The organism is Tunicatimonas pelagia (assembly GCF_030506325.1).
GTDB classification, from domain to species: Bacteria; Bacteroidota; Bacteroidia; order Cytophagales; family Cyclobacteriaceae; genus Tunicatimonas; species Tunicatimonas pelagia.
In genome coordinates this window covers 5,264,771-5,284,494 of the sequence record NZ_CP120683.1, presented here as the reverse complement: position 1 = coordinate 5,284,494, position 19,724 = coordinate 5,264,771, and the positions used below count along the sequence as shown (strand labels likewise).

Below are 19,724 nucleotides of genomic sequence, written 5' to 3'. Positions count from 1 at the left end.
TTAGTTGAATTCATTACCTGATGAACGGCCAATGTACGTCATTGCACAACGGAAGCCGATGTAAGCGGTAGTAGAATCTTTGTACTCAAAAGTACGCGCTCCGGTTTGTAGGAAAAACGATACATCTTTCCAAGATCCACCACGGACTACCTTCCGGAATTCGTTAGGGTCGTTGTAGGTTGGGTTCAAATCCCACACAATAGCGGTAGAAGCCGGATTCCAGGCATCTTCGCACCATTCACTTACATTACCGGATATATCGTATAAGCCGAAATCGTTGGCGAAGTAAGCAGCTACTGGAGCAGTGTAGGCAAAACCATCATCAAAGTAGTTTCCTCGCCCCGGCTTAAAGTTTGCCAGCATACAACCTTTTGAATTTCGGATATAGGGTCCACCCCAAGGGTATTTCGCCATATCGCGTCCACCGCGGGCAGCGTACTCCCACTCAGCCTCAGAAGGAAGTCGGAAGTTCGGCATGATGAACATACCATTGCTCTCCCGATACTCATTTAGATAAGCTGTTCGCCATTGGCAGAAAACTTTAGCAGCTTCCCAATCAATTCCCACTACTGGGTAATTGTCAAAAGCAGGGTGAGAGTAATAGTACTGTACCAGCGGATCACCCATGTGGTGGGTATAATTGCGCTGCCATACTGTAGTATCAGGATAAAGCTCTTCTTCAACAAAGTTGGCACCTTTTCCTACTAGGAATTCGTACTCACCTTCGCCCTCCTGAAGTTCTTGGATAAATTGACGATACTCATTATTAGTAATTTCGGTATCATCCATAAAAAAGCCCCCGATAGTGATTTGCTTATTAAAGCTCACTTGCGTAGCAATAGGGTCTTCGTCGGCTTGTCCCATATGGAACGTTCCGGCCGGAATTTTCACCATGCCGTACGGGGTAGGCATGCCATCATATTCGCGGCCCTGTACGCCAACCAGCTGTCCGAAGTCATCACCTCCACCTCCGAAGAGGCCACAGCCCTGTAACGCAAATAGCGCACAGATGGATAAGACAGCACTGCTGCATCGAATAATTTTACACATAACACAAATTGTTTATAACATACACGTTAACACGAACACAAATATTGTAAATGTTTGGAATAAGAACGAACTAAAAACCCAAGAATCCCTGCGCTGTAATATTTTCCTGTTTTTAGCACAAAATTAAAATATACCAATAATTATTTGTACATTTTAAATAATATAGTTATTGTCTAAAGCGTGGGGTTCTTATTATTTTCTTTTCGCCACCAGAAGAAACCGGTAGGCTGTAGCTAACCATAATCTCATGGGATGCGGTAGCTTTAGCTTCCGGAGCCACCACAGTATAATCAAATGCATATCCTAACTTCAGTGACTTCTCTTTGAAGAAGCTGTACCCAATCATACCTATTATTGATTCTTGCTGTCGATACGATAATCCTCCCCACATAGTATCATCGTAGGTTGCCATTACCCCAATATCAAATGAGAAGGTATTCAAATCAGACTGTACTAAGAATGATGGTGTCAATCGCAATTTATAGGTTGGTTCATAGTCGAAACCACCCATAACTGTCATATGATTTTGTAGTGGATTGTTCAGCGTATCTATTCCTCCGAGATTAAATTGCGTATCTACCAGATGTTTGAAGCCAATTCCGGCGTAGAATTGACGGGCACGATAAAACACTCCTGCCGAAAAATCGGGGCGCATCTGCGAATCCCGACCAGCCCGGCGAAGCCGATCATCAGGGTCTACCCAACGGTATTGGTCAAAATCAATAGTTTGGGAGAAAGCTCCCACGCGAACACCCAAACTAAGCTTGCCTTGCCCTACTCCTAAATGATAAGCAAAAGAGGCTTGAGCTTCTTGATTAGTGAGTGGTCCGATTCGGTCGTTGACAACATGCAGTCCAAAACCGCTTCTTAACTTTAGAATTGGGGTGTTAAGGCTAATTACTTGGGTGTTGATACCTCCACCAATATCGCCGGTGGTAGGTTGGTAGCCTGCCCATTGGGTGCGGTGAAACGCGGTAATAGTCGTAACCCCCTCTACGCCGGCGTAGGCAGGATTATAAAATAAGGTATTAAACATGTACTGGCTAAACTGGGCACTTTGCTGTCCGTAGGATGTACCATAACCAATGCTCAGGAAAACAAGTACAATAAGCGATTTTTTCATACCTAAAAGACTCAAAATTAGGCCTAAAAGTAAAATTCTACTCTTATTTTTTTCAGGCAGAAACGTACTTTTCCATACAACGTATGCTTATCCGCAGAATTGTACTAGCCATTCAGTATTATTTTCCCACTTCTTGTTGTAGCTTTTTGTTTGCTTCTTTTATATAAACTTCGAGGGCTCCCGTCATAGATGGGGCATTGGGCATGGGGGCTTGAATGTCCAGAACCAGACCTGCATCACGAACAGCACTGGCGGTGGTAGGGCCAAATGCGGCAATACGGGTCTTATTCTGCTTAAAATCCGGGAAATTTACCAAAAGAGAGTTGATACCTGACGGACTAAAGAACGCAATGATATCGTAATAAACATCTTCCAAATCGGATAAGTCAGCAGCGACTGTTTCGTACATAACGGCTTCCGTATGTTTGTAACCGCCATTTTTCAGAAAATCAGGAATATCATTTTTTCGGATGCTAGAACACGGAAACAAGTACTTTTCATCTTTGTGCTTCTTCAATATCTCGATTAAATCTTGCGCGGTGCGAAAACCAGTAAAAATCTTGCGCTTGCGAATAACGATATACTTTTGCAAGTAGTTGGCCGTTTGCTCCGATATGCAAAAATACTTCATATCGGAGGGCATCTCTATTTTCAACTCCGCGCAAATATTAAAGAAATGATCTACCGCATTGCGACTTGTAAAGATAATTGCCGTATGATCAAGTATCTCTATCTTTTGCTTGCGAAAATCTTTTACATTAACTGGTTTTACCTCAATAAAAGGGCGGAAGTCTACTTGAATATCGTATTTTTCAGCTAGGTCAAAGTAGGGTGATTTACCGTTTTGTGGCTCAGGCTGGGATACGAGAATACTGTTTACTGGAAAAAGTCTTTCACTGTTAATCTTACTATCACTCATGCGTATACCTCTTATTTTATTACAATTTTTCAATGATTAATCAAGTCGGTAACGTAATGCAGCACTACGTAAAATGCGGAAAAACTCCGTGGCAGGGCAGACGTTTCACCAGTGATGAAACGCAACCCAGCTTAAATTAATTCTACTATTTATGGAAGAAATACTTAACCTATAAGTAACTCAAGCCCAGCCAGTAGCGGCAGGATTTCTGCAACACAAATGTATGAAAATAAATATATATTTCTAAACGAGGCATTCTGAGCCAAGCGAAAATATAAGATGATTACCCGGACTAGTGCAAATAGCAAAAACCCATAAATCAAGCCTTGTAGATAGATTTCGGTGTTGAACTGAAGATTGGGGAAGAAGCAGATCACAGCGATAAATACTGCTGTCCAGAACACTAGCGACATTCGCATAAAATCAAACATATGCAAATATTTCATAGCTCGTAAGCGAAACAAAGAGCCTAGCAGCATTAGCAGCAAGTACTTGACTAAGATGATAACGAGCACAATAACTGCAAGCTCTACCCAGAGCAATAGATACTGGGAAAAGCTAACCGGAGGAAATGAAATATAGGAGGTAGTAAAAGGGAGTTCAATCGTAGGCGGAACCACAATAATTAGTAGGAAAGCAATCAATAGGCAGTAATGAATAAGAAAGGCAATATTTGCTTCCGTTACTAACCTAACCCGAGTATCATCTTCCCGCACTTTAGAAGAAAAAATACGTGAAATATTATATATTATCTTGAAATTCTTTCCATACTGATGTTTAAGTATCGCGTAGAAAATCAATAAGGTTAGCAGTCCCATTCCGAAGAAGTTCATCTTAATAGCTGCCGCTCGCGCCACCACCGGATTTTCTTCAGCCAAGTCCTGACCGAAGTTTATAATTTCTACACTTACGTGGTCAAAATCTTTCTGCCCTTGGAAAATGGTGAGGAAAACCGTTTCGGCATGATGGTTTCGCAGACTGTCAATGTCAAGAAATATGCAGTCAGAACGATCAAAATTCTTAACTAATTGCTGGTTAATCAGCAAGGAGCTATTACGCGGTACACAGCAGCGAAGCTGATTTCCGCGAAAACGAGTCAAGTTTAGGGGCAAACCTACTACCGCCCCTTTTTTCTGTCCGGCAACGTAGGGAACGTAGCGGTTGGCTTCATCTACTGTAAGCCAATCTTGACGCAGATCTTTTACCACAAAGTATTCGGATGCCAACTCTGGTGACTGCCCCCACAGTGGAATACTCAGGAAAAATAAAACGCTCAATAACAGGCTATTCTTAGTGGTCATTACTTTGTGTGTCACACGAACCGTACCGTACCTGGCAGTTGTTTTATTCATGCACGTAAGTTTTCCGCAAAGCGTGATTTAGAAACGGCTAATATAGCCAAAATGTACCTTAGAAGCCGAAAAGTGTAATGTTTGGTTTTGGGATTTCCCCAGAGCGTACACCAAACTGAATAAGCCTGCTCGCGTGCTTATGCTAACCCCCGCTCCTATTCCTAAAGGAATATCTGTCGTATCATGTTCTTGTCCCTGCTGCTTAAGCCAAGCTTGATCGTAAAATGCGAACAAATACGAAGGAACCGCGCTTTCGGGTTCCAGTAGCCAACGTAATTCGAGATTATTAAGTGCGTATTGCGATACAAAAAATGCGTTATCAACAAATCCTCGCAAGTTTCTCAGACCACCCAACCGATATAGTTCATTGGTAAATAGTTGAGCATCGGCCAAACCCGCAGCCTGCAATCGGTTATATATTCCTAACGATGTTCCGAGCATGTAATATTGAGTAAAAGAAAGTTCGCCCGCCCACTGTAAACTAGCTTGCGATTGCTGAGTTAGCTGACCAACTTGAATGGGTTCAGTCATCCAAAATGAGGTAGTCTTCTGTCCTAGTCGTCCCTTTACTGCCAAAAGGTGCCCCCGTCGGGGAAATAGCTGCTCATCAACCTGACTGTAGCTATAACCCACTCCCCCACCCCTAACCGCGGTATTGGCCAGCGATGGAACAAGATTGTTAGTGATTGCCGTATTTTCCCCGATGAGTCGGCTACTACGCCAGTCGCCGAACACTTCAATGCGGTGATTTCCACCTACTAAGTAAGAAAGAGCCAAATTCGCTCGCTGATTTAAAAAAAGCGTATCTTCCTTCAGCAAATTGAAATTGATCTCTACCCCTAAAGGTGACCGTAATACATTGGGGTGACTATACCTTAATGATAACTGCTGGGAAGCTATTTGCAGCCGCTGCCAGTTCAGCGCAAACACTTTACCCGAGCGCCCCAGATTGCGCAGTAAAACGTTTAACTCGCCTGTCAAGAGCAATCCTCTGCTCTGTCCTTCGGCAGGCAGTACCGAAAGTATACCGTCTACTTGGCTACTTGCTTGATAAGCTAGTGACAGAAAGATGTCGGCCACTTCGTTCTGAAACTGCGTTTCGATGGGTCCACTTAACGATAAAAAGGGCAGCTTTTGCAATCGGGAGGTAAGCTGAGCAATTTTCTTTTCGCTGTAAACCGTTCCGGTACGAATGCCTAAGTAAGCTTCCAGAAATTCCGGGTTAATTTTATCCGTACCCTGGATGTTCAATTCGCCAAAGCGGATCAGTGGGCCAGATTGATAGTCTAGGGTGGCGGAAACTTCTTGATGCTTGATTTCGACGTTTCTCAATCGTATTGAAGCAAATGGATAACCATTATTTTCGGAATACTCCAGGCAGTTTTCTACTAGCTTTTGAAAATCAGCGTAGCGAAAGGGCTGCTGCAAAAAAAGCTCATCACGGTAACCCGAGTGAGCTTGCATGAGTGGATCTAGATTACCCGGTTGGAGATACGCCCACCGAAACGGTTTTTCAGGATGAATTTTGGCTCGGTAAACCAGACTATCCGTTAGGGGAAGCGGTTCAAGATGTGCCTGAAAGTAGCCTGCTTGTTGTAGATCAGCAATTACACCTTTTGCCGCCTGATGGGCCTCGGCTTGACTGGGAAAACCTTCCTTGGAAAAATAAGGCTGTAACAGTGCCAATTCGGTCTCGCTGCTCTCTATCTGCAATTGCCATTGGGCAGTGGCCACACTGATTCCTAAGGTAAGCCAATACGTTATAGTGAGTATTAAAACCCGCATGTATTCGGTTGATCGCTGGATCTAAGTAATGATAAAGTCATTGCTTTACCATTACTAAAAGTCGAACAATGCAGGTATAAATACAACCCAACGACTGGCTCGTGAAAGGTTTGGCGTAAGATTACACTTTTTTACGCAAACCTACTTGAAGAAATCATTGGTGTAGAACGTGGAGGTATCAATCTGCCCAATGTTCATCGGAACGCCGTTCACATCCTTCAGAACTTTGGTTTTAATCATCCACGCCACAAAATCCAGCCAACGAGTACCATCCATAAAACCCCACTGACCATCATCAGATAAAATGTACGGAGCCAGCATTTGCAGTGATTTTTTGATCATCGGCAGGTTTTGCCAGTTAGCATGATCGAAATGCTCGTGTAATAATTCAGCTGATTTTTCTGGGTTTTCGGCAACATAACGCCAACCTTTCTCAGCGGCTCGTAAAAATGCCTGAATTGCTTCTGCTTCTTCAGTAACAAAGTCAGTATGGGTAATTAACAAGGGGGAATAACCGTAGGGAATACCGTAGTCACTCAAAACAAATGACCGAAACGATAAATTTTGCTCAAGCTCGGCTTTGGGGCCTTCCCAGGGTAAAAATATCCAGGTAGCATCCGCTGACCGATCTGCCACGGTACGCCACATCTCCAGATAGGCCGGATTGGAAATTTGAATATCACCCCGCCCACCATCGCTTTTGACAAGTTGACGCACAATATCATCTTCAAACCGGGCATTGTACGAGGCAAAAACCTTCCCATCGAGCTGAGCCGGACGTTCAACAGTACTATCAGCCCGAACAACAATCGTGCTCGCATCTTTCTGTAAAGCCGCCGCTACTGCCGTTAGTGGGATTGATTCTTTCAGTGTATTAAAACTAATTACGCTCTCCGACGGAGTAATTGCTAAATGCGCTTCCTTGTTCGCTAGTTTCTTGGCAGGAGTGGTAGCATAATTATCGTCTTCAGGGTTGATGAAGGTAACGTCCAACGATTCTTCTTTATATAATCCTTGAGCTTCGGCTACCAAGTAACCGGCGTGTAAGCTGTTGGGCGACCAATCTAGGGCTAGGGATAGTTTCATAAAAATTGATAATTGATAGGTGATAATTGGTGGCTGATGACTAGTGAAGAATTGGTAGTGCTTATGTTAGTTTGAATAAATAACAATTTAATAATCAGTCATTTAGCAATTTATTAGTGTAAAGTGAGCGTGTAGTAATTTGTTCGGCGGATAGTGGGCTATTATCGTAGCGGTTGAGCAGTTTGTGGTCGCTTAGCCACTGAACGTAAGCACTCCAGCGTTCAGGTTTCATTGTTCCCCACTGTTGCTGTTCGTTCAAGAAGCTAGGGGCGATAACTTGCATGGCTTGGGTAATAAAATCTATATCTTCAAAATTCGGGTGATTTACATTTTCTACCAGCTTTTGGGCAGTTTCTTCCGGGTTATTCGCCGCCTGCTGATACCCTTTTCCTACTGCTGTCAAAAAAGCTTGAAAGGATTCTTTCTCAGCTTCCAGTACGTCCTCCCGTACCATTAGAATAGGTGAATAGCCGTAGGGAATTTGATAATCGTGCAAATGGAATGCGTTCAATTTTTTACCTCTTCGCTCCGCAATTACGCCTTCCCAGGGCACAAATACCCAGGCGGTGTCAAATTGCTGCTGAAGAAAGGCTTCAAAGACTTCTAACCTCGGTGGAGTAACCAAATCAATATCACCTTGTCCCCCATCTTGCTGAATTAGGTTAGTAAGCAACTCTTTTTCCAACTGCGTTTTGTAGCCACCGTAGGTTTTTCCATCTAGCTGAGCTGGGCGGGTGATTCCACTATCCGGTAAAGTCACAAACGCGCTGGTTTCTTGCTGCATTACCGTAGCGATGGCTTTAATTGGATGCTGCTCTTTTTGTAGCAGTCGAAAATCCAGCAGATGCTCCGAAGGACTTAGCGCAATATGCACTTCTCCCTCAGCTAATCGCTGAGTTGTTTTCTTCTGATAGTTATCAATTTCTACGGAAATATATTCTACTTCCAAATCGCTACCTCCCCACAAATTATCAATCTGAGCCAGATACATTCCGGCATGAATTACGTTGGGTGTCCAGTCTAGGGCTACTTTTAGCTTCATGATGTTGGGGTGTTTAGGTGTTAGGGTGTTATGGTTCCAGGAGTGAAGGAATTAGTTGATTACTGAATGCCTGATTGTTAATTGTTGGAAATTCAAACGGTCACCGTGCGATTGTGCATTGCTTACTACTTCTTTTCTCCATTTTTCCATTATTCATCAGTCATCAATCATTCATTTTTAGAAGCGTAAGCGTAAAATGGCGTATACGTGGCGAGGGGGTTGCACAAAATAACCCGGAACAGTTTGCCCTTCGTATTGCACAGGTTGACCGAAGCTGTAGTATTCGGTGTCAAACAGGTTGTTAGCATGAATGCTCAATTCGTGCTTACGGAATTTTGCGGTTAGCTGGGCATCCATTACAAAAAACGAGGGCAAAATTAAATCGGGCTGATTGGTTGGTTCCAGGAATGATTCACCGACGTAGCGCCCGCTCACGGTAGCCGATAGCCAATCGGTAAATTTATGACCTACCGAAGCATTCATTAACCACTCAGGACTAATGGCGGGTTCTACATCCCGAAAAACCTGATCGCCACCTTCGGGGGCAAATTTGTCGATATTACTTTGCATATAAGTCAGGTTACCCGTGATAGTCCACTTAGCTGTCGGGACGTACTTACCATCTAGCTCAATGCCGCGCCGATAGCTGCTTGGAACATTTTTTCGCAACTGCACGAAGCCTTCGGGAATAAGTTCACCAATCGGGGCAATCTCATTTTCAAACTGCATATAAAATAAGTTAGCTTGTCCGACCAATTTCCCCCGGTGAATTCGCACCCCGGCTTCAAAGTCATTCACATACTCGGCTTGTACTGAATTTTCGTCTTGCACGCTTGCTAGATTGGAAGCACGAATTACGGTAGAACCCAAAATATCAAAACGGGTTGGTTCCCGGCCACTGCGCCCAAACGAAGCGTAAGCATCAATCAGCGAAGTGAAACGATAAGTAACTCCTACCTTCGGGTTCAGAAATGTCCAACTTCGATCAGGAATACTGGCACTCTGACCGAGGAATACTTCGTCAGGTGTCAGGCTTAAACTGACCGTGCGAAGTTGCAGATCAGCAAACAGCATCAATTGATTCCATTCGTAGTCTACTTTCCCAAACAGGCTGAGTTCATTTTTTCGGGACTGATCTTGATAGTACGGCTCAGAAATATTAGGAACTACCGCTTCAATATTTTCCCGCTGAAAGGTATACGCGTGTAGCCCACCATTTAGGTTAAATTGACCATTATAAGAAGTATGGTTGAGGTAGGTCATGAACCCGTAATGATCGTTGAACAAAGGGAAGTTAGTTTGGGAAAGGTTTCCGTTTCCATCAGGAAAGGTTGCCGGAAAATCGCCACCCGCTCCGCCGTAGTAGATCGAAGAAACCGAAGAAGTGCGCGGACTGATAATGCGGGTGTACTGCAACTGAATAAACTGCTGCCCAAAGTCGTCAATATCATTCTCGGAGACGTAATTTCTCTTTGGATCACGCTCAATATCCGGCAGCGCCACCGCCAAATACGCCAACTCATTCTGACTTCGCCCGGTGAATGCCGTCAGTTTAATCAGGTCTTTGTCTCCGAAGTATCCCCCGGAGAAGAAAAATGAGTACGAGTCAGAACCGGTATGATTACGGTAGCCATCGGAGGTAGTGCGGGAAAAGCGGGTGTAGAATGCCATATTGTTGGCGAGTTTGCCAGTTTTCACTTCGCCACTCGCCCGCCAGGTGTTGAAAGAACCACCCGTCAGTTGAATTTCGGCACTGGTCACACTATCATCCAGATTCACTGACTCGAAGTTGATAGAACCAGCGTAGGATGCCGTTCCGTTGGTAGTAGTCCCCACTCCCCGCTGCACCTGCACCGAAGAAATACTATTGCCAAAATCGGTAAAATTAGAGAAGAACACTCCTTGGTCAATCATATCATTGAGCGGCACTCCGTTCAGCGTTATATTGATACGGGTTTGGTCAATACCTCGCAACCGCATCTGCCCATAGTTAGTCAACCGCGTGCCCGATTCAGAGTAGGTTAGAATGGAAGGAGTAGTTTCTTCCAGTACAAACAAAGCATCCTGCCCCACGTACTGCTGCTCAATGGTTTCTCTTTCCACGGTAGTCTGCGTTACCGGAGCTTGCCGGTCAGCCCGGATGGCCTGAATTACTACTTCTTCTAGAGAGGTTGATGGAGATAATGAAACCGAACGTTGAATTTCACCTGATCCGGTAATCTTAACTTCGCGCACCCGATAACCGACGTAGCTGATTCGTAGGGTGGCGGTATCGGTGGCTAATTCTAGTTGATACTTTCCTTGAAGGTCAGTAGTGGCACCTTGTTGGGTAGCTAAAATTTGAACATTGGCCCCTACCAAGGGTTCGCCGGAGGAAGCATCGGTTACCATGCCGTATACCGTGGTCTGCGCCCAGGCAGACACGGAGAACAGGCAACCCACTAGCAAAAAAGTAGCTAGGATTCTCATAATACGTTTTAATAAAAATGTTGAACAACGAAGGCATTTTGCCTTCTCAATTTTCCCTGCGCTGGCATTACCCAGATCAGGTAGTAAGGGTATAATCTCAGCCCGTTATATTGAGGCACCCCTTGCTGTAACTACCGCCGAACGGCGAATAGCTAACTGAAAAACGAAAGTAGAAGAGAAATGTCAAGAAAGCAAGCGATCAATCGCATTTGTAGCTTGAGCTAATCTGGCCGAAGGCTTACCCTGAATTATCAGATTAGGTTTACCCGCTAAAGCCCGCTCATAAAATTCAAACAATTCATCCCGGTCAGTCGGATTCTCCCGTAGTGGGTCAGCCTCCCAAGGAATATCAGGGGAGCAGAGCAAATATAAATCAACCGAACGCTGTTCAACCTGCTCCAGAATCCAGGGATGGCAACGACCGTAGCGATATTCACTCCAGATTTTTATCACTATCAGACTAGTATCGCAGATCAGCAAATCAGGCTTGTTTTTTGCTGCTTCGTCTTCTCGCTGAATTTGCCCTTTCGCTATTTCTAGCAAATCTTTCTCTTGGTAATCCTGGTCTAGACCGTTGAGATAGTCGCGAGCGTATTCGGGCACCCAGGCCACTTGGTAACACTCGGCTAACGCTTTTGCTAACGTAGTTTTCCCGCTGGATTCGGGGCCAGTGGTCACTATTTTAATCATGAGCGATAGCTAAGGATTGACGCCATTGGTAGTAACCGTAAGTAGCCAGCCCTAGGTACAAAAAATAAAGAAGTGCCAACAGGTACAACTCTTTCGTAAAATAAATACCTACAAATATCGCATCTACTACTATCCACAGTAGCCAGTTTTCATGCTTTTTTTTAGCTAGCATATATGTGCCTACTAGACTAAAAGCTGTACCGAATGCATCCCAATAGGGTATATCAGCGTCGGTAGTACGTTGGAAAAAATAGCCGATTCCGGCCGTGCCGATAATTCCTAGTACAATTAGCAAAAACAAAAGCGAAGTGCCCGTACGTGTTACTTGCAATTTAGACTGATTCTTACCACCGTACAGCCACTGATACCAGCCATAAAATCCCATTATTACATAAACTACGTTGAGTCCAACACTGGCATATAATTGCGCTTGATAAGCAATTAATCCCAACAAAATAGAACCTATAATACTGGTAGGCCATCCCCAAACTATTTCTCTAACATTTAAATAAATTGGAATTAATCCAAAGACCACGGCAAAAAACTCGATCCAATTCCACTCCATGCTGCAAGCTTACGGAAGAATTTTCTGTAAGGCAACCAACGACAAATCAGTTCTCGACTATTAAAAATGGATCAATTTGATTAGTATTGGCTAACAACCTAACTACGCTATGACCAGATTTCTTTCCTTTCTTCTCAGTGGATTACTTTCTACGCTACTTACCTTTTCCTGCTCCAGCCCGTCTGAAACTTCCCAAGAAACACCGGAAGAAGCAGCAGTTCGCTCCGCCGATATTATTATTTACGGAGGTACTTCCGCCGCCGTCACGTCAGCGGTTCAAGCGACTAAGATGGATAAATCAGTGATTATAGTTTCACCAGATAAGCATTTGGGTGGATTAACCGCGGGAGGGTTAGGTTGGACCGATACAGGTGACAAATCCGTCATCGGCGGACTAGCTCGGGAATTTTATCATCGAGTGTTTCAACATTACGACGAGGATTCGGCCTGGCAATGGCAACAGCAATCGGAATATGGTAACCGAGGGCAAGGCAATCGCGCGATGGATGGTGAGGAGCGAACCATGTGGATTTTTGAACCGCACGTGGCTGAACGGGTTTTCGAGGATTTGATAAGAGAGTATGAAATTCCAGTTTACCGCGATGCCTGGCTGAATCGCGAAAACGGAGTAACGATGGAAAACGGAGAAATCACCGCGATTGAAACGCTGAATGGGCAACGCTACGAAGGGAAAATGTTCATTGATGCCACTTACGAAGGCGATCTAATGGCTGCAGCCGGAGTGAGCTACCACGTAGGGCGGGAGGCCAACAGTGTATACGACGAAGAATGGAACGGTGTACAAACCGGTGTGCTGCATCATAAACATTGGTTTGCCACCGACATCAGCCCCTACGTGGTTCCGGGCGATTCCACTAGTGGCTTACTACCACTCATCTCAGCCGAACATCCGGGCGAATACGGTTCGGGAGATGATAAAATTCAGGCTTACTGTTTTCGCATGTGCTTATCTAACCATCCCGACAATCGGGTGGCTTTTCCTAAGCCGGATAATTATGATCCTGGTCAGTACGCACTGCTGGCTCGCGTATTTGATAGCGGATGGCGCGATACCTTCAACAAGTTTGATCCTATTCCTAACCGAAAAACGGATACGAATAATCACGGTCCGGTAAGCACCGATAATATTGGTAAAAACTACGATTACCCCGAAGGCAGCTACGAACGTCGTAAAGAAATTATTAAACAGCACGAAGACTACCAGAAAGGGCTGATGTACTTTATCGCTAACGACCCGCAGGTGCCCGAAGAAGTGCGAGAAGATATGAGCCAGTGGGGCTTGGCCGCCGATGAGTTTACCGACAATGGTAACTGGCCCCACCAAATTTACGTGCGCGAAGCCCGTCGCATGATTGGCCCCTTCGTGATGACCGAACAGGAGGTGCTAGGTAAGCGGGAAGTGCCTAAACCCGTCGGTATGGGTTCCTACGCGATGGATTCGCACAATACGCAACGTTACATTAAACCCGATGGCTACGTACAAAACGAAGGCGACATCGGCGTAAAACCCGACCGACCGTACAGTATCTCTTACGATGCACTTACCCCTAAACAAGAAGAGTGTGAAAACTTGTTGGTACCCGTTTGTGTCTCCAGCTCCCACATCGCCTTCGGCTCCATCCGGATGGAACCCGTCTTTATGATTCTCGGTCAAAGTGCCGCTACCGGAGCGGCACTAGCCATTGACAATAATATTCCAGTTCAAGAAGTTGATTACGAACAGTTGGAAACGCGACTTACAGAAGATGGGCAAGTGCTGATGTTGAATCAATAAAGACTACCTATCTTGACAGGTTTCACATTATCCTAATTCAGTGTCCGATTCCTAACATAGGCGTCCGATAATGAACGCTTTTTGCTAATTATTCTTCCTATTTGAGCCAGAAACGTGCTTTTTGACCGTGGCATAGCTTTTTCAATATAATGAGTAATAATTGACATCAGTCGTTCATCATTAATCATTATGATAAAGAATTATCTCAAAGTCGCCTTTCGTAATCTAATTAGTAACCGAGTCTACTCCCTTATCAATATCGGAGGATTGTCGGTAGGAGTGGCTACCTTTTTGTTGATTTTACTATGGATAGCGGACGAACTTAGCTACGACCGTTATCACACTAACGCCGATAATCTGTATCGCGCTATTGTAGAATGGCAGGTGGGAGGCCAGGAGGTAGCCTACCCCACTACTCCCGCCCCCTTTGCTGATTTCGTTCAAGACAATATTCCTGAAATAGAAAATACTACTCGATACAATCTTATCAGCCAATCGCTATTTACTTACGATGATGTGCCTTATCAGGAAGAAGAAGGAGCGTATGCTGACCCAGCTACGCTAGAGATGTTTAGTTTTGAGTTCCAAGAAGGCGATCCGACTACGGCCCTAAATGAGCCTAACTCGGTGATCTTATCAAGACCGCTAGCGGATAAATATTTTGGATCGGAATCCGCGCTGGGTAAAACTATTCGACTGGATAATAAACATGAATTAGCGGTAACCGGAGTATACGAAGATATGCCTAAGAACTCCCACCTTCGCTTCTCTTACCTGCTTCCGTTTGAACTCTTTTTGCAGCATCATAATATTGGGGAGGATAACTGGGGCGATTTTAATTACTATACCTACCTTCAATTGCAAGAGGGTGTTTTGGCGGAAGCCGTAGGCGATAAGATTATGGCCTCGTTTCGAGAGCGTTTTCCCGAAAGCACCGATAACATCTACCTTCAACCACTTACTGAAATCCACCTCTATTCTAATTTTACCTTAGACGCCAGTGGAAAAGGAGACATTCGTTATGTGTACATTTTCTCTGCCGTAGCAATATTCATTCTGCTGATTGCCTGTATTAATTTCACCAACCTGGCTACAGCCCGCTCCATCAAACGAGCCAAAGAAATCGGGCTGAGGAAGTCTATTGGCGCGATTAAACGTCAACTCGTTGGACAGTTCTTAGGTGAAGCACTGCTGTATACCGTCATTGCTATCGCGATTGCCGTACTATTAGCTGAAACGGTACTGCCGGTGTACAACGATTTGGCTCAGAAGCAGATTAGCTTGCAACTGCTGGACTTCCGTCTCATCGGAGCATTGTTAGTCATTACGTTAATTACCTCTCTGGCCGCGGGTTTGTACCCTGCGCTGTTTATCTCCTCGTTCAGTCCCACCAAAGTCCTTAAAGGAACTTTCAAGGCCGGATCAAAGGGGGTTTTTCTGCGGAAGGGATTGGTCGTACTTCAATTTACGCTGTCTATCATTCTGATTGTGGGCACACTCGTAATTGACGATCAGATCAATTTTATTCAGAACAAAAAGCTAGGCTACAACAAAGAGCATATTCTGGTCGTGCCAATGAGCGGAGAAATTTACGGAGCCGTCAATACCTTCAAAACCGCGTTAGAATCTAGTCCGAACATTCTCCGTATTACGTCAGCTAGTCAGAATCTGACCAATATTGCCAGTTCTACTTCGGGAGCCGATTGGGCAGGAAAAGCAGAAGACCAAACCATCCTGTTGAATCAGCTTTCGGTTGACTTAGATTTTATTGAAACATTTCAGATTGAAATGGCCAAAGGCCGAGCATTTTCCCGCGAGCGAAGTACCGATAGTACTGCGTTTATTCTGAACGAAGAAGCCGTAAAACAGATGGGAGTAGAAAATCCGGTAGGAATGGCGTTCAGTGCTCACGGTGTGGAAGGAACGGTGATTGGAGTAGCTGAAGATTTTAACTTTCAGTCGGTACACCAAGCTATTGCACCCCTGGTGCTGTTCGTCTCGCCCGACTGGCGAAGCAATCTGTACATCAAAGTTAATAATCAAAACATGGCCGAGTCAATCGCTAAAGTGGAATCGGTCTGGCAAGAGATGAACCCAGCGTATCCGTTTGAATATCAGTTTCTGGACGAAAGCTTCAATACGTTGTATCAGAACGAAGTACGCACGGGCGATCTTTTTAACTATTTTGCCTTTATCGCCATTTTTATTTCTTGCCTCGGCCTGTTCGGACTAGCGGCTTACACTGCCGAATTGCGAACCAAAGAAGTAGGAGTACGGAAGGTGCTAGGTGCTTCAGTCAGTAGTATTTTACTGCTTTTCTCCCGCGATTATATCAAGTTAGTGGTGATTGCTTTTCTGATTGCTACCCCCTTAGCCTATTATCTCATGCACCAATGGCTAGCTGACTTCGCCTACCGAACGAATATCAGTCTGTTAGTATTTGTGCTAGCCATCGCTTTCGCCCTACTGGTGACGCTGATTACCGTAAGTTATCAATCGGTCAAAGCCGCCACCGCTAATCCGGTAGACAGCTTGCGGAGTGAATAGCTATTATGCTCTACTCAGACGAGACGGTATCCACTTCAGCAGCTAAACTATCTACTGCGATGGAATCTACTGTTACGCCATCATATAGACTATCGGCCAGTTGGATGAACTCATCATAGCGACTAATTAAAGTTCTTTCACTTTCTACAAAGTCATTAAGCATTATGTCTAGTAATTCTTTAGCTTCAGGACGAGAATCGTACAATGTTACTCCAGGTGAGTACAGAAAGTCGTAGATAGTTTCTGTTCTAGACGTTATATCTTGTTGATTAGAGGTAATCCTCGACAATGAATTAAGCAGAATAAAATCTAAGCTCTTAGTATCTTGGCTATTCAGAGCTGATTCCCAAGAAAGTACATAGACCTCAGGAAACCCAAAGCCTCCTGCTTTCTGAAATATCTCGCGCAGTGGGATCTCTGAGTTATTGATGTAAACCTCGAGGGTATTTAATAATGGTAACTGGCGATATTTGATGACATTGTTCAACTCATCGCGTCGCTTGGCAAACTCATCAACCAGATTATTCAATAAGATAGCCTGTCGCTTTTGCTCCTGTAGCTTCTGTCGGTAATCATTGATAAGTAAGGCTGCAAGAATGCCAATAATCACCGGAATTAGATCAAGACTGATTTTTCCGAATACCTTACCTGCTCTTTTAAAAGATTTTGCCATACTTTACTGGTTACGATGAAGTCACACAATAATACCCCTTTTTTCAGAAATGATTTGTCCAGCGATTCGCTAAACCATTATCATTTGTCGTATGTTTAATTAAAGTACTATCTTGACATCAGACAACTGAGAAGAACTACTATCTTTAATAAAAATCTGGCATTCTAATGATTACTGAACTTAAAAAAGCTGTGGAGAAAGCTGAAAAATTATCTAAAGAAGAACAGCGTCGACTAGCCCAGTTATTGACTGATGAGATGCAGTGGGACAAATCTTTAGAAAACTCTCAAGAGGCTTTGACTAAATTAGCCCAAGAAGCACTGCAAGAATATCAGGCGGGAAAAACCAAACAGGCCGACTGGTAGTGAAATCAGTAACGACTGAGAAATTTAGAAAAATGCTGGTAAGGCTGCCAAGAGGCACTCAAAAGAGAGCTAGACAAGCCTACCAACTGTGGAAGCAAGATCATCATCATACCAGTTTACAATTCAAGCAAGTTCACCAAACACAACCTATTTACTCGGTAAGAGTCGGATCATCCTACCGCGCCCTAGGAGTTATCCAGGATGAAACGATTGTTTGGTTTTGGGTTGGCTCACACGAGCGATACAACAATCAGATCAAGCAACTGTAAAAATAAACCTAACTATCATGACCCAAGCAAACTGGACAACTGTTAAAGAATACGAAGATATTACCTACCAGAAATCCGGTAGTGTGGCTCGCATTGCGTTTAATCGGCCTAATGTGCGGAATGCTTTTCGGCCTAAAACGGTGGGCGAATTGTTTGAAGCCTTTCTGGATGCCCGGGAAGATACCTCTATTGGAGTGGTACTACTTTCTGCCGAAGGGCCGTCTACCAAAGATGGAGTATACTCCTTTTGCAGTGGGGGCGACCAGCGAGCCCGTGGGCACCAAGGCTACGTAGACGACGACGGTATGCCCCGGCTCAATATTCTGGAAGTACAGCGGCTGATTCGGTTTATGCCTAAGGTGGTAATTGCGGTAGTACCCGGTTGGGCAGTTGGCGGTGGTCACAGTTTACACGTCGTTTGTGATCTAACCTTGGCTAGTAAAGAGCACGCCATCTTCAAGCAAACCGATGCCGATGTCACCAGCTTCGACGGCGGTTACGGCTCGGCTTACCTCGCTAAGATGGTGGGGCAAAAGCGAGCCCGGGAAATTTTCTTTTTGGGACGAAATTATTCCGCTCAGGAAGGGTACGACATGGGGATGGTAAACGCCGTAGTGCCGCACGATGAACTGGAAGATGCTGCTTACCAGTGGGCGCAGGAGATTCTGGAAAAATCACCTACCTCCATCAAAATGCTCAAATTCGCCTTCAACCTCACCGACGACGGTATGGTAGGGCAGCAAGTATTTGCCGGAGAAGCCACCCGCTTGGCTTACATGACCGACGAAGCCAAAGAAGGCCGCAATGCCTTTCTAGAGAAGCGCAAACCGGATTTTAAGGATATTAAGTGGATACCATGATGAGAGTGTTAGCGTGTTTTAGTGCTCATGTTATTGGAATAAATGGTGTAGCTACCCGAACACAGGAACACTAAAACACATGAAAATAAATTTGAAAAACTTGCTCAACCGCACTGAATAATCACCTTTCCGGTTCGACCAGATTGGGTGCTGTAGGTAACGGCTTCCGCTGCTTGTGCTAAGGGAAAAGTCTTTTCTACATCTAATTTTACGTCGCCCTGTTTCATTATGCTATACACTTGTTTAGCTACTCTAGCTTTATCAACTACGCTAGATTCTTCCATCCAGCGGCTTAACCAAAAACCTTTAATAGTGGGGGTACTGAAAATAGTTGGGCCATAGCTGATCTTAGCTTCTTCCCCACTCATCAAACCGTAAATCAGCATAGTAGCATCTTTGCCTAAACTGGCAATCGCTTGGGTGCCAAGCTCTCCCCCCACCGACTCAAAGCAAGCCTGCACTCCCTTGCCCTCAGTTAAGCTCTTCACTCGATCAGTCAGTGAATCTTCTTTGGTATTTACTATGGCTTCTGCCCCCAAATTAAGTAGTGGTTGTACCTGTTCAGCCCGACGTACTGTTCCAATTGCCCGAATACCCGCTTTCTTAGCTAGTTGAATCACCATTTTATTAAGCGATGAAAAGGCAGCCGTTACGAGTAACCAGTTACCTTTTTGCAGATTCACTTCATCCAACATAGCAACGGCTGTGAATGGGTTTACGAAGAACTGCGCTCCTTCCTCGAAGGATAAATTATCTGGAATAGGTAACACATTGGTAGCTGGCACTATCACATATTCGCTCCACGTTCCCAGCGTAGCAAATGCTACCCGCTGTCCCTGAGCTATTTTCAAATCAGGACCAATTCCTGTTCCAATTACATCAATCTCTCCCGCCCCCTCAAAACCCACCGGGCTATCGGGAAACTGAGGCTGAATACCGTACACTCCCTGGATGAATACTACATCCGAAGGGTTTACCGGAGCCGCTTTTACTTTTACCCGAACTTCTCCGGCTTTTGGTTCAGGTACTGGTATGTCCTTTACAGTAAGAACTTCAGCATTTCCGGGTGTATTGAATACAATTTGTTTCATGGGCTAATTATGTTAATGGTACTACAGTTTCAAAGCATTGGGC

The 19,724-nt window shown here is 44.6% G+C and carries 16 protein-coding genes, 2 pseudogenes and 1 riboswitch; of the genes and pseudogenes, 5 read left to right on the top strand and 13 right to left on the bottom strand.

The features are described 5' to 3' along the window. The 10 genes from porK to pnuC form a co-directional block, all read right to left on the bottom strand. Entirely contained in the window at positions 1-1,050 is a 1,050-nt protein-coding gene (gene porK / locus P0M28_RS22525) for a T9SS ring complex lipoprotein PorK/GldK (RefSeq protein WP_302205316.1), read from the bottom strand. Positions 1,051-1,216: 166 nt separating this feature from the next. Then, positions 1,217-2,173 (bottom strand): PorP/SprF family type IX secretion system membrane protein, encoded by a 957-nt coding sequence (locus tag P0M28_RS22520; protein WP_302205314.1) that lies wholly within the window; start codon positions 2,171-2,173, stop codon positions 1,217-1,219. Between the two features lie 118 nt (positions 2,174-2,291). Beyond that, positions 2,292-3,092 carry a uroporphyrinogen-III synthase gene (locus tag P0M28_RS22515; protein WP_302205311.1) on the bottom strand — a complete coding sequence of 267 codons (801 nt, stop codon included), beginning with the start codon at positions 3,090-3,092 and terminating at the stop codon, positions 2,292-2,294. A gap of 164 nt (positions 3,093-3,256) precedes the next feature. Further along, positions 3,257-4,444: a DUF4271 domain-containing protein gene (locus tag P0M28_RS22510; protein ID WP_302205310.1), complete on the bottom strand. Its 1,188-nt coding sequence runs from the start codon at positions 4,442-4,444 to the stop codon at positions 3,257-3,259. Positions 4,445-4,471: 27 nt separating this feature from the next. Then, positions 4,472-6,229 carry a BamA/TamA family outer membrane protein gene (locus P0M28_RS22505; RefSeq protein ID WP_302205309.1) on the bottom strand — a complete coding sequence of 586 codons (1,758 nt, stop codon included), beginning with the start codon at positions 6,227-6,229 and terminating at the stop codon, positions 4,472-4,474. Between the two features lie 141 nt (positions 6,230-6,370). Beyond that, positions 6,371-7,315: an ABC transporter substrate-binding protein gene (locus P0M28_RS22500; protein WP_302205307.1), complete on the bottom strand. Its 945-nt coding sequence runs from the start codon at positions 7,313-7,315 to the stop codon at positions 6,371-6,373. Positions 7,316-7,409: 94 nt separating this feature from the next. Beyond that, positions 7,410-8,357: an ABC transporter substrate-binding protein gene (locus tag P0M28_RS22495; RefSeq protein WP_302205305.1), complete on the bottom strand. Its 948-nt coding sequence runs from the start codon at positions 8,355-8,357 to the stop codon at positions 7,410-7,412. 177 nt (positions 8,358-8,534) lie between these two features. Further along, positions 8,535-10,826: a TonB-dependent receptor gene (locus tag P0M28_RS22490; protein ID WP_302205303.1), complete on the bottom strand. Its 2,292-nt coding sequence runs from the start codon at positions 10,824-10,826 to the stop codon at positions 8,535-8,537. Positions 10,827-10,861: 35 nt separating this feature from the next. Further along, positions 10,862-10,959: riboswitch (TPP riboswitch) on the bottom strand. Positions 10,960-11,009: 50 nt separating this feature from the next. Next, positions 11,010-11,516, bottom strand: a complete 507-nt coding sequence (locus P0M28_RS22485; RefSeq protein ID WP_302205301.1) for an AAA family ATPase — start codon at positions 11,514-11,516, stop codon at positions 11,010-11,012. Next, the gene (pnuC, locus tag P0M28_RS22480; RefSeq protein WP_302205299.1) at positions 11,509-12,081 is read right to left on the bottom strand and encodes a nicotinamide riboside transporter PnuC; all 573 of its coding nucleotides are present in this window, start codon (positions 12,079-12,081) and stop codon (positions 11,509-11,511) included. Before pnuC ends, P0M28_RS22485 begins: the two co-directional genes overlap by 8 nt. A gap of 109 nt (positions 12,082-12,190) precedes the next feature. Between pnuC and P0M28_RS22475 the strand changes: the two genes are divergently transcribed. Together P0M28_RS22475 and P0M28_RS22470 are read left to right on the top strand one after the other, a co-directional pair. Continuing rightward, the gene (locus tag P0M28_RS22475) at positions 12,191-13,876 is read left to right on the top strand and encodes an FAD-dependent oxidoreductase (RefSeq protein ID WP_302205297.1); all 1,686 of its coding nucleotides are present in this window, start codon (positions 12,191-12,193) and stop codon (positions 13,874-13,876) included. Between the two features lie 189 nt (positions 13,877-14,065). Continuing rightward, positions 14,066-16,387: pseudogene (locus tag P0M28_RS22470) on the top strand (ABC transporter permease); the annotation flags it as partial. Here P0M28_RS22470 and P0M28_RS31145 read toward each other — a convergent pair. Together P0M28_RS31145 and P0M28_RS22465 are read right to left on the bottom strand one after the other, a co-directional pair. Further along, positions 16,369-16,413: pseudogene (locus tag P0M28_RS31145) on the bottom strand (hypothetical protein); the annotation flags it as partial. The pseudogenes P0M28_RS22470 and P0M28_RS31145 overlap by 19 nt on opposite strands. 20 nt (positions 16,414-16,433) lie before the next feature. Continuing rightward, positions 16,434-17,096 (bottom strand): hypothetical protein, encoded by a 663-nt coding sequence (locus P0M28_RS22465; RefSeq protein ID WP_302205294.1) that lies wholly within the window; start codon positions 17,094-17,096, stop codon positions 16,434-16,436. Positions 17,097-17,263: 167 nt separating this feature from the next. Between P0M28_RS22465 and P0M28_RS22460 the strand changes: the two genes are divergently transcribed. Genes P0M28_RS22460 through P0M28_RS22450 form a run of 3 tightly spaced genes read left to right on the top strand, consistent with a single transcriptional unit; the run spans position 17,264 to position 18,590 of the window. Continuing rightward, positions 17,264-17,461, top strand: a complete 198-nt coding sequence (locus P0M28_RS22460) for a hypothetical protein (RefSeq protein ID WP_302205293.1) — start codon at positions 17,264-17,266, stop codon at positions 17,459-17,461. Next, on the top strand, positions 17,461-17,730 hold the full coding sequence (locus P0M28_RS22455) for a type II toxin-antitoxin system RelE family toxin (protein WP_302205292.1): 270 nt from the start codon (positions 17,461-17,463) through the stop codon (positions 17,728-17,730). Before P0M28_RS22460 ends, P0M28_RS22455 begins: the two co-directional genes overlap by 1 nt. A 17-nt stretch (positions 17,731-17,747) precedes the next feature. Continuing rightward, complete coding sequence (locus P0M28_RS22450) at positions 17,748-18,590, top strand: 1,4-dihydroxy-2-naphthoyl-CoA synthase (protein WP_302205291.1); 843 nt, start codon at positions 17,748-17,750, stop codon at positions 18,588-18,590. A 104-nt stretch (positions 18,591-18,694) separates the two neighbouring features. Here the strand turns inward: P0M28_RS22450 and P0M28_RS22445 are convergent, their stop codons facing one another. After that, positions 18,695-19,681, bottom strand: coding sequence for a zinc-dependent alcohol dehydrogenase family protein (locus P0M28_RS22445; protein ID WP_302205289.1), 987 nt, complete (start codon positions 19,679-19,681; stop codon positions 18,695-18,697). Positions 19,682-19,724: the final 43 nt, after the last annotated feature.

Coding starts and splice junctions, on each gene's coding strand:
- P0M28_RS22460 (WP_302205293.1), top strand. CDS start 17,264: ATGATTACTGAACTTAAAAAAGCTGTGGAGAAAGCTGAAAAATTATCT.
- P0M28_RS22500 (WP_302205307.1), bottom strand. CDS start 7,315: ATGAAACTATCCCTAGCCCTAGATTGGTCGCCCAACAGCTTACACGCC.
- P0M28_RS22515 (WP_302205311.1), bottom strand. CDS start 3,092: ATGAGTGATAGTAAGATTAACAGTGAAAGACTTTTTCCAGTAAACAGT.
- P0M28_RS22510 (WP_302205310.1), bottom strand. CDS start 4,444: ATGAATAAAACAACTGCCAGGTACGGTACGGTTCGTGTGACACACAAA.
- P0M28_RS22495 (WP_302205305.1), bottom strand. CDS start 8,357: ATGAAGCTAAAAGTAGCCCTAGACTGGACACCCAACGTAATTCATGCC.
- porK (WP_302205316.1), bottom strand. CDS start 1,050: ATGTGTAAAATTATTCGATGCAGCAGTGCTGTCTTATCCATCTGTGCG.
- P0M28_RS22445 (WP_302205289.1), bottom strand. CDS start 19,681: ATGAAACAAATTGTATTCAATACACCCGGAAATGCTGAAGTTCTTACT.
- P0M28_RS22505 (WP_302205309.1), bottom strand. CDS start 6,229: ATGCGGGTTTTAATACTCACTATAACGTATTGGCTTACCTTAGGAATC.
- P0M28_RS22520 (WP_302205314.1), bottom strand. CDS start 2,173: ATGAAAAAATCGCTTATTGTACTTGTTTTCCTGAGCATTGGTTATGGT.
- P0M28_RS22450 (WP_302205291.1), top strand. CDS start 17,748: ATGACCCAAGCAAACTGGACAACTGTTAAAGAATACGAAGATATTACC.
- P0M28_RS22485 (WP_302205301.1), bottom strand. CDS start 11,516: ATGATTAAAATAGTGACCACTGGCCCCGAATCCAGCGGGAAAACTACG.
- P0M28_RS22475 (WP_302205297.1), top strand. CDS start 12,191: ATGACCAGATTTCTTTCCTTTCTTCTCAGTGGATTACTTTCTACGCTA.
- P0M28_RS22490 (WP_302205303.1), bottom strand. CDS start 10,826: ATGAGAATCCTAGCTACTTTTTTGCTAGTGGGTTGCCTGTTCTCCGTG.
- pnuC (WP_302205299.1), bottom strand. CDS start 12,081: ATGGAGTGGAATTGGATCGAGTTTTTTGCCGTGGTCTTTGGATTAATT.
- P0M28_RS22465 (WP_302205294.1), bottom strand. CDS start 17,096: ATGGCAAAATCTTTTAAAAGAGCAGGTAAGGTATTCGGAAAAATCAGT.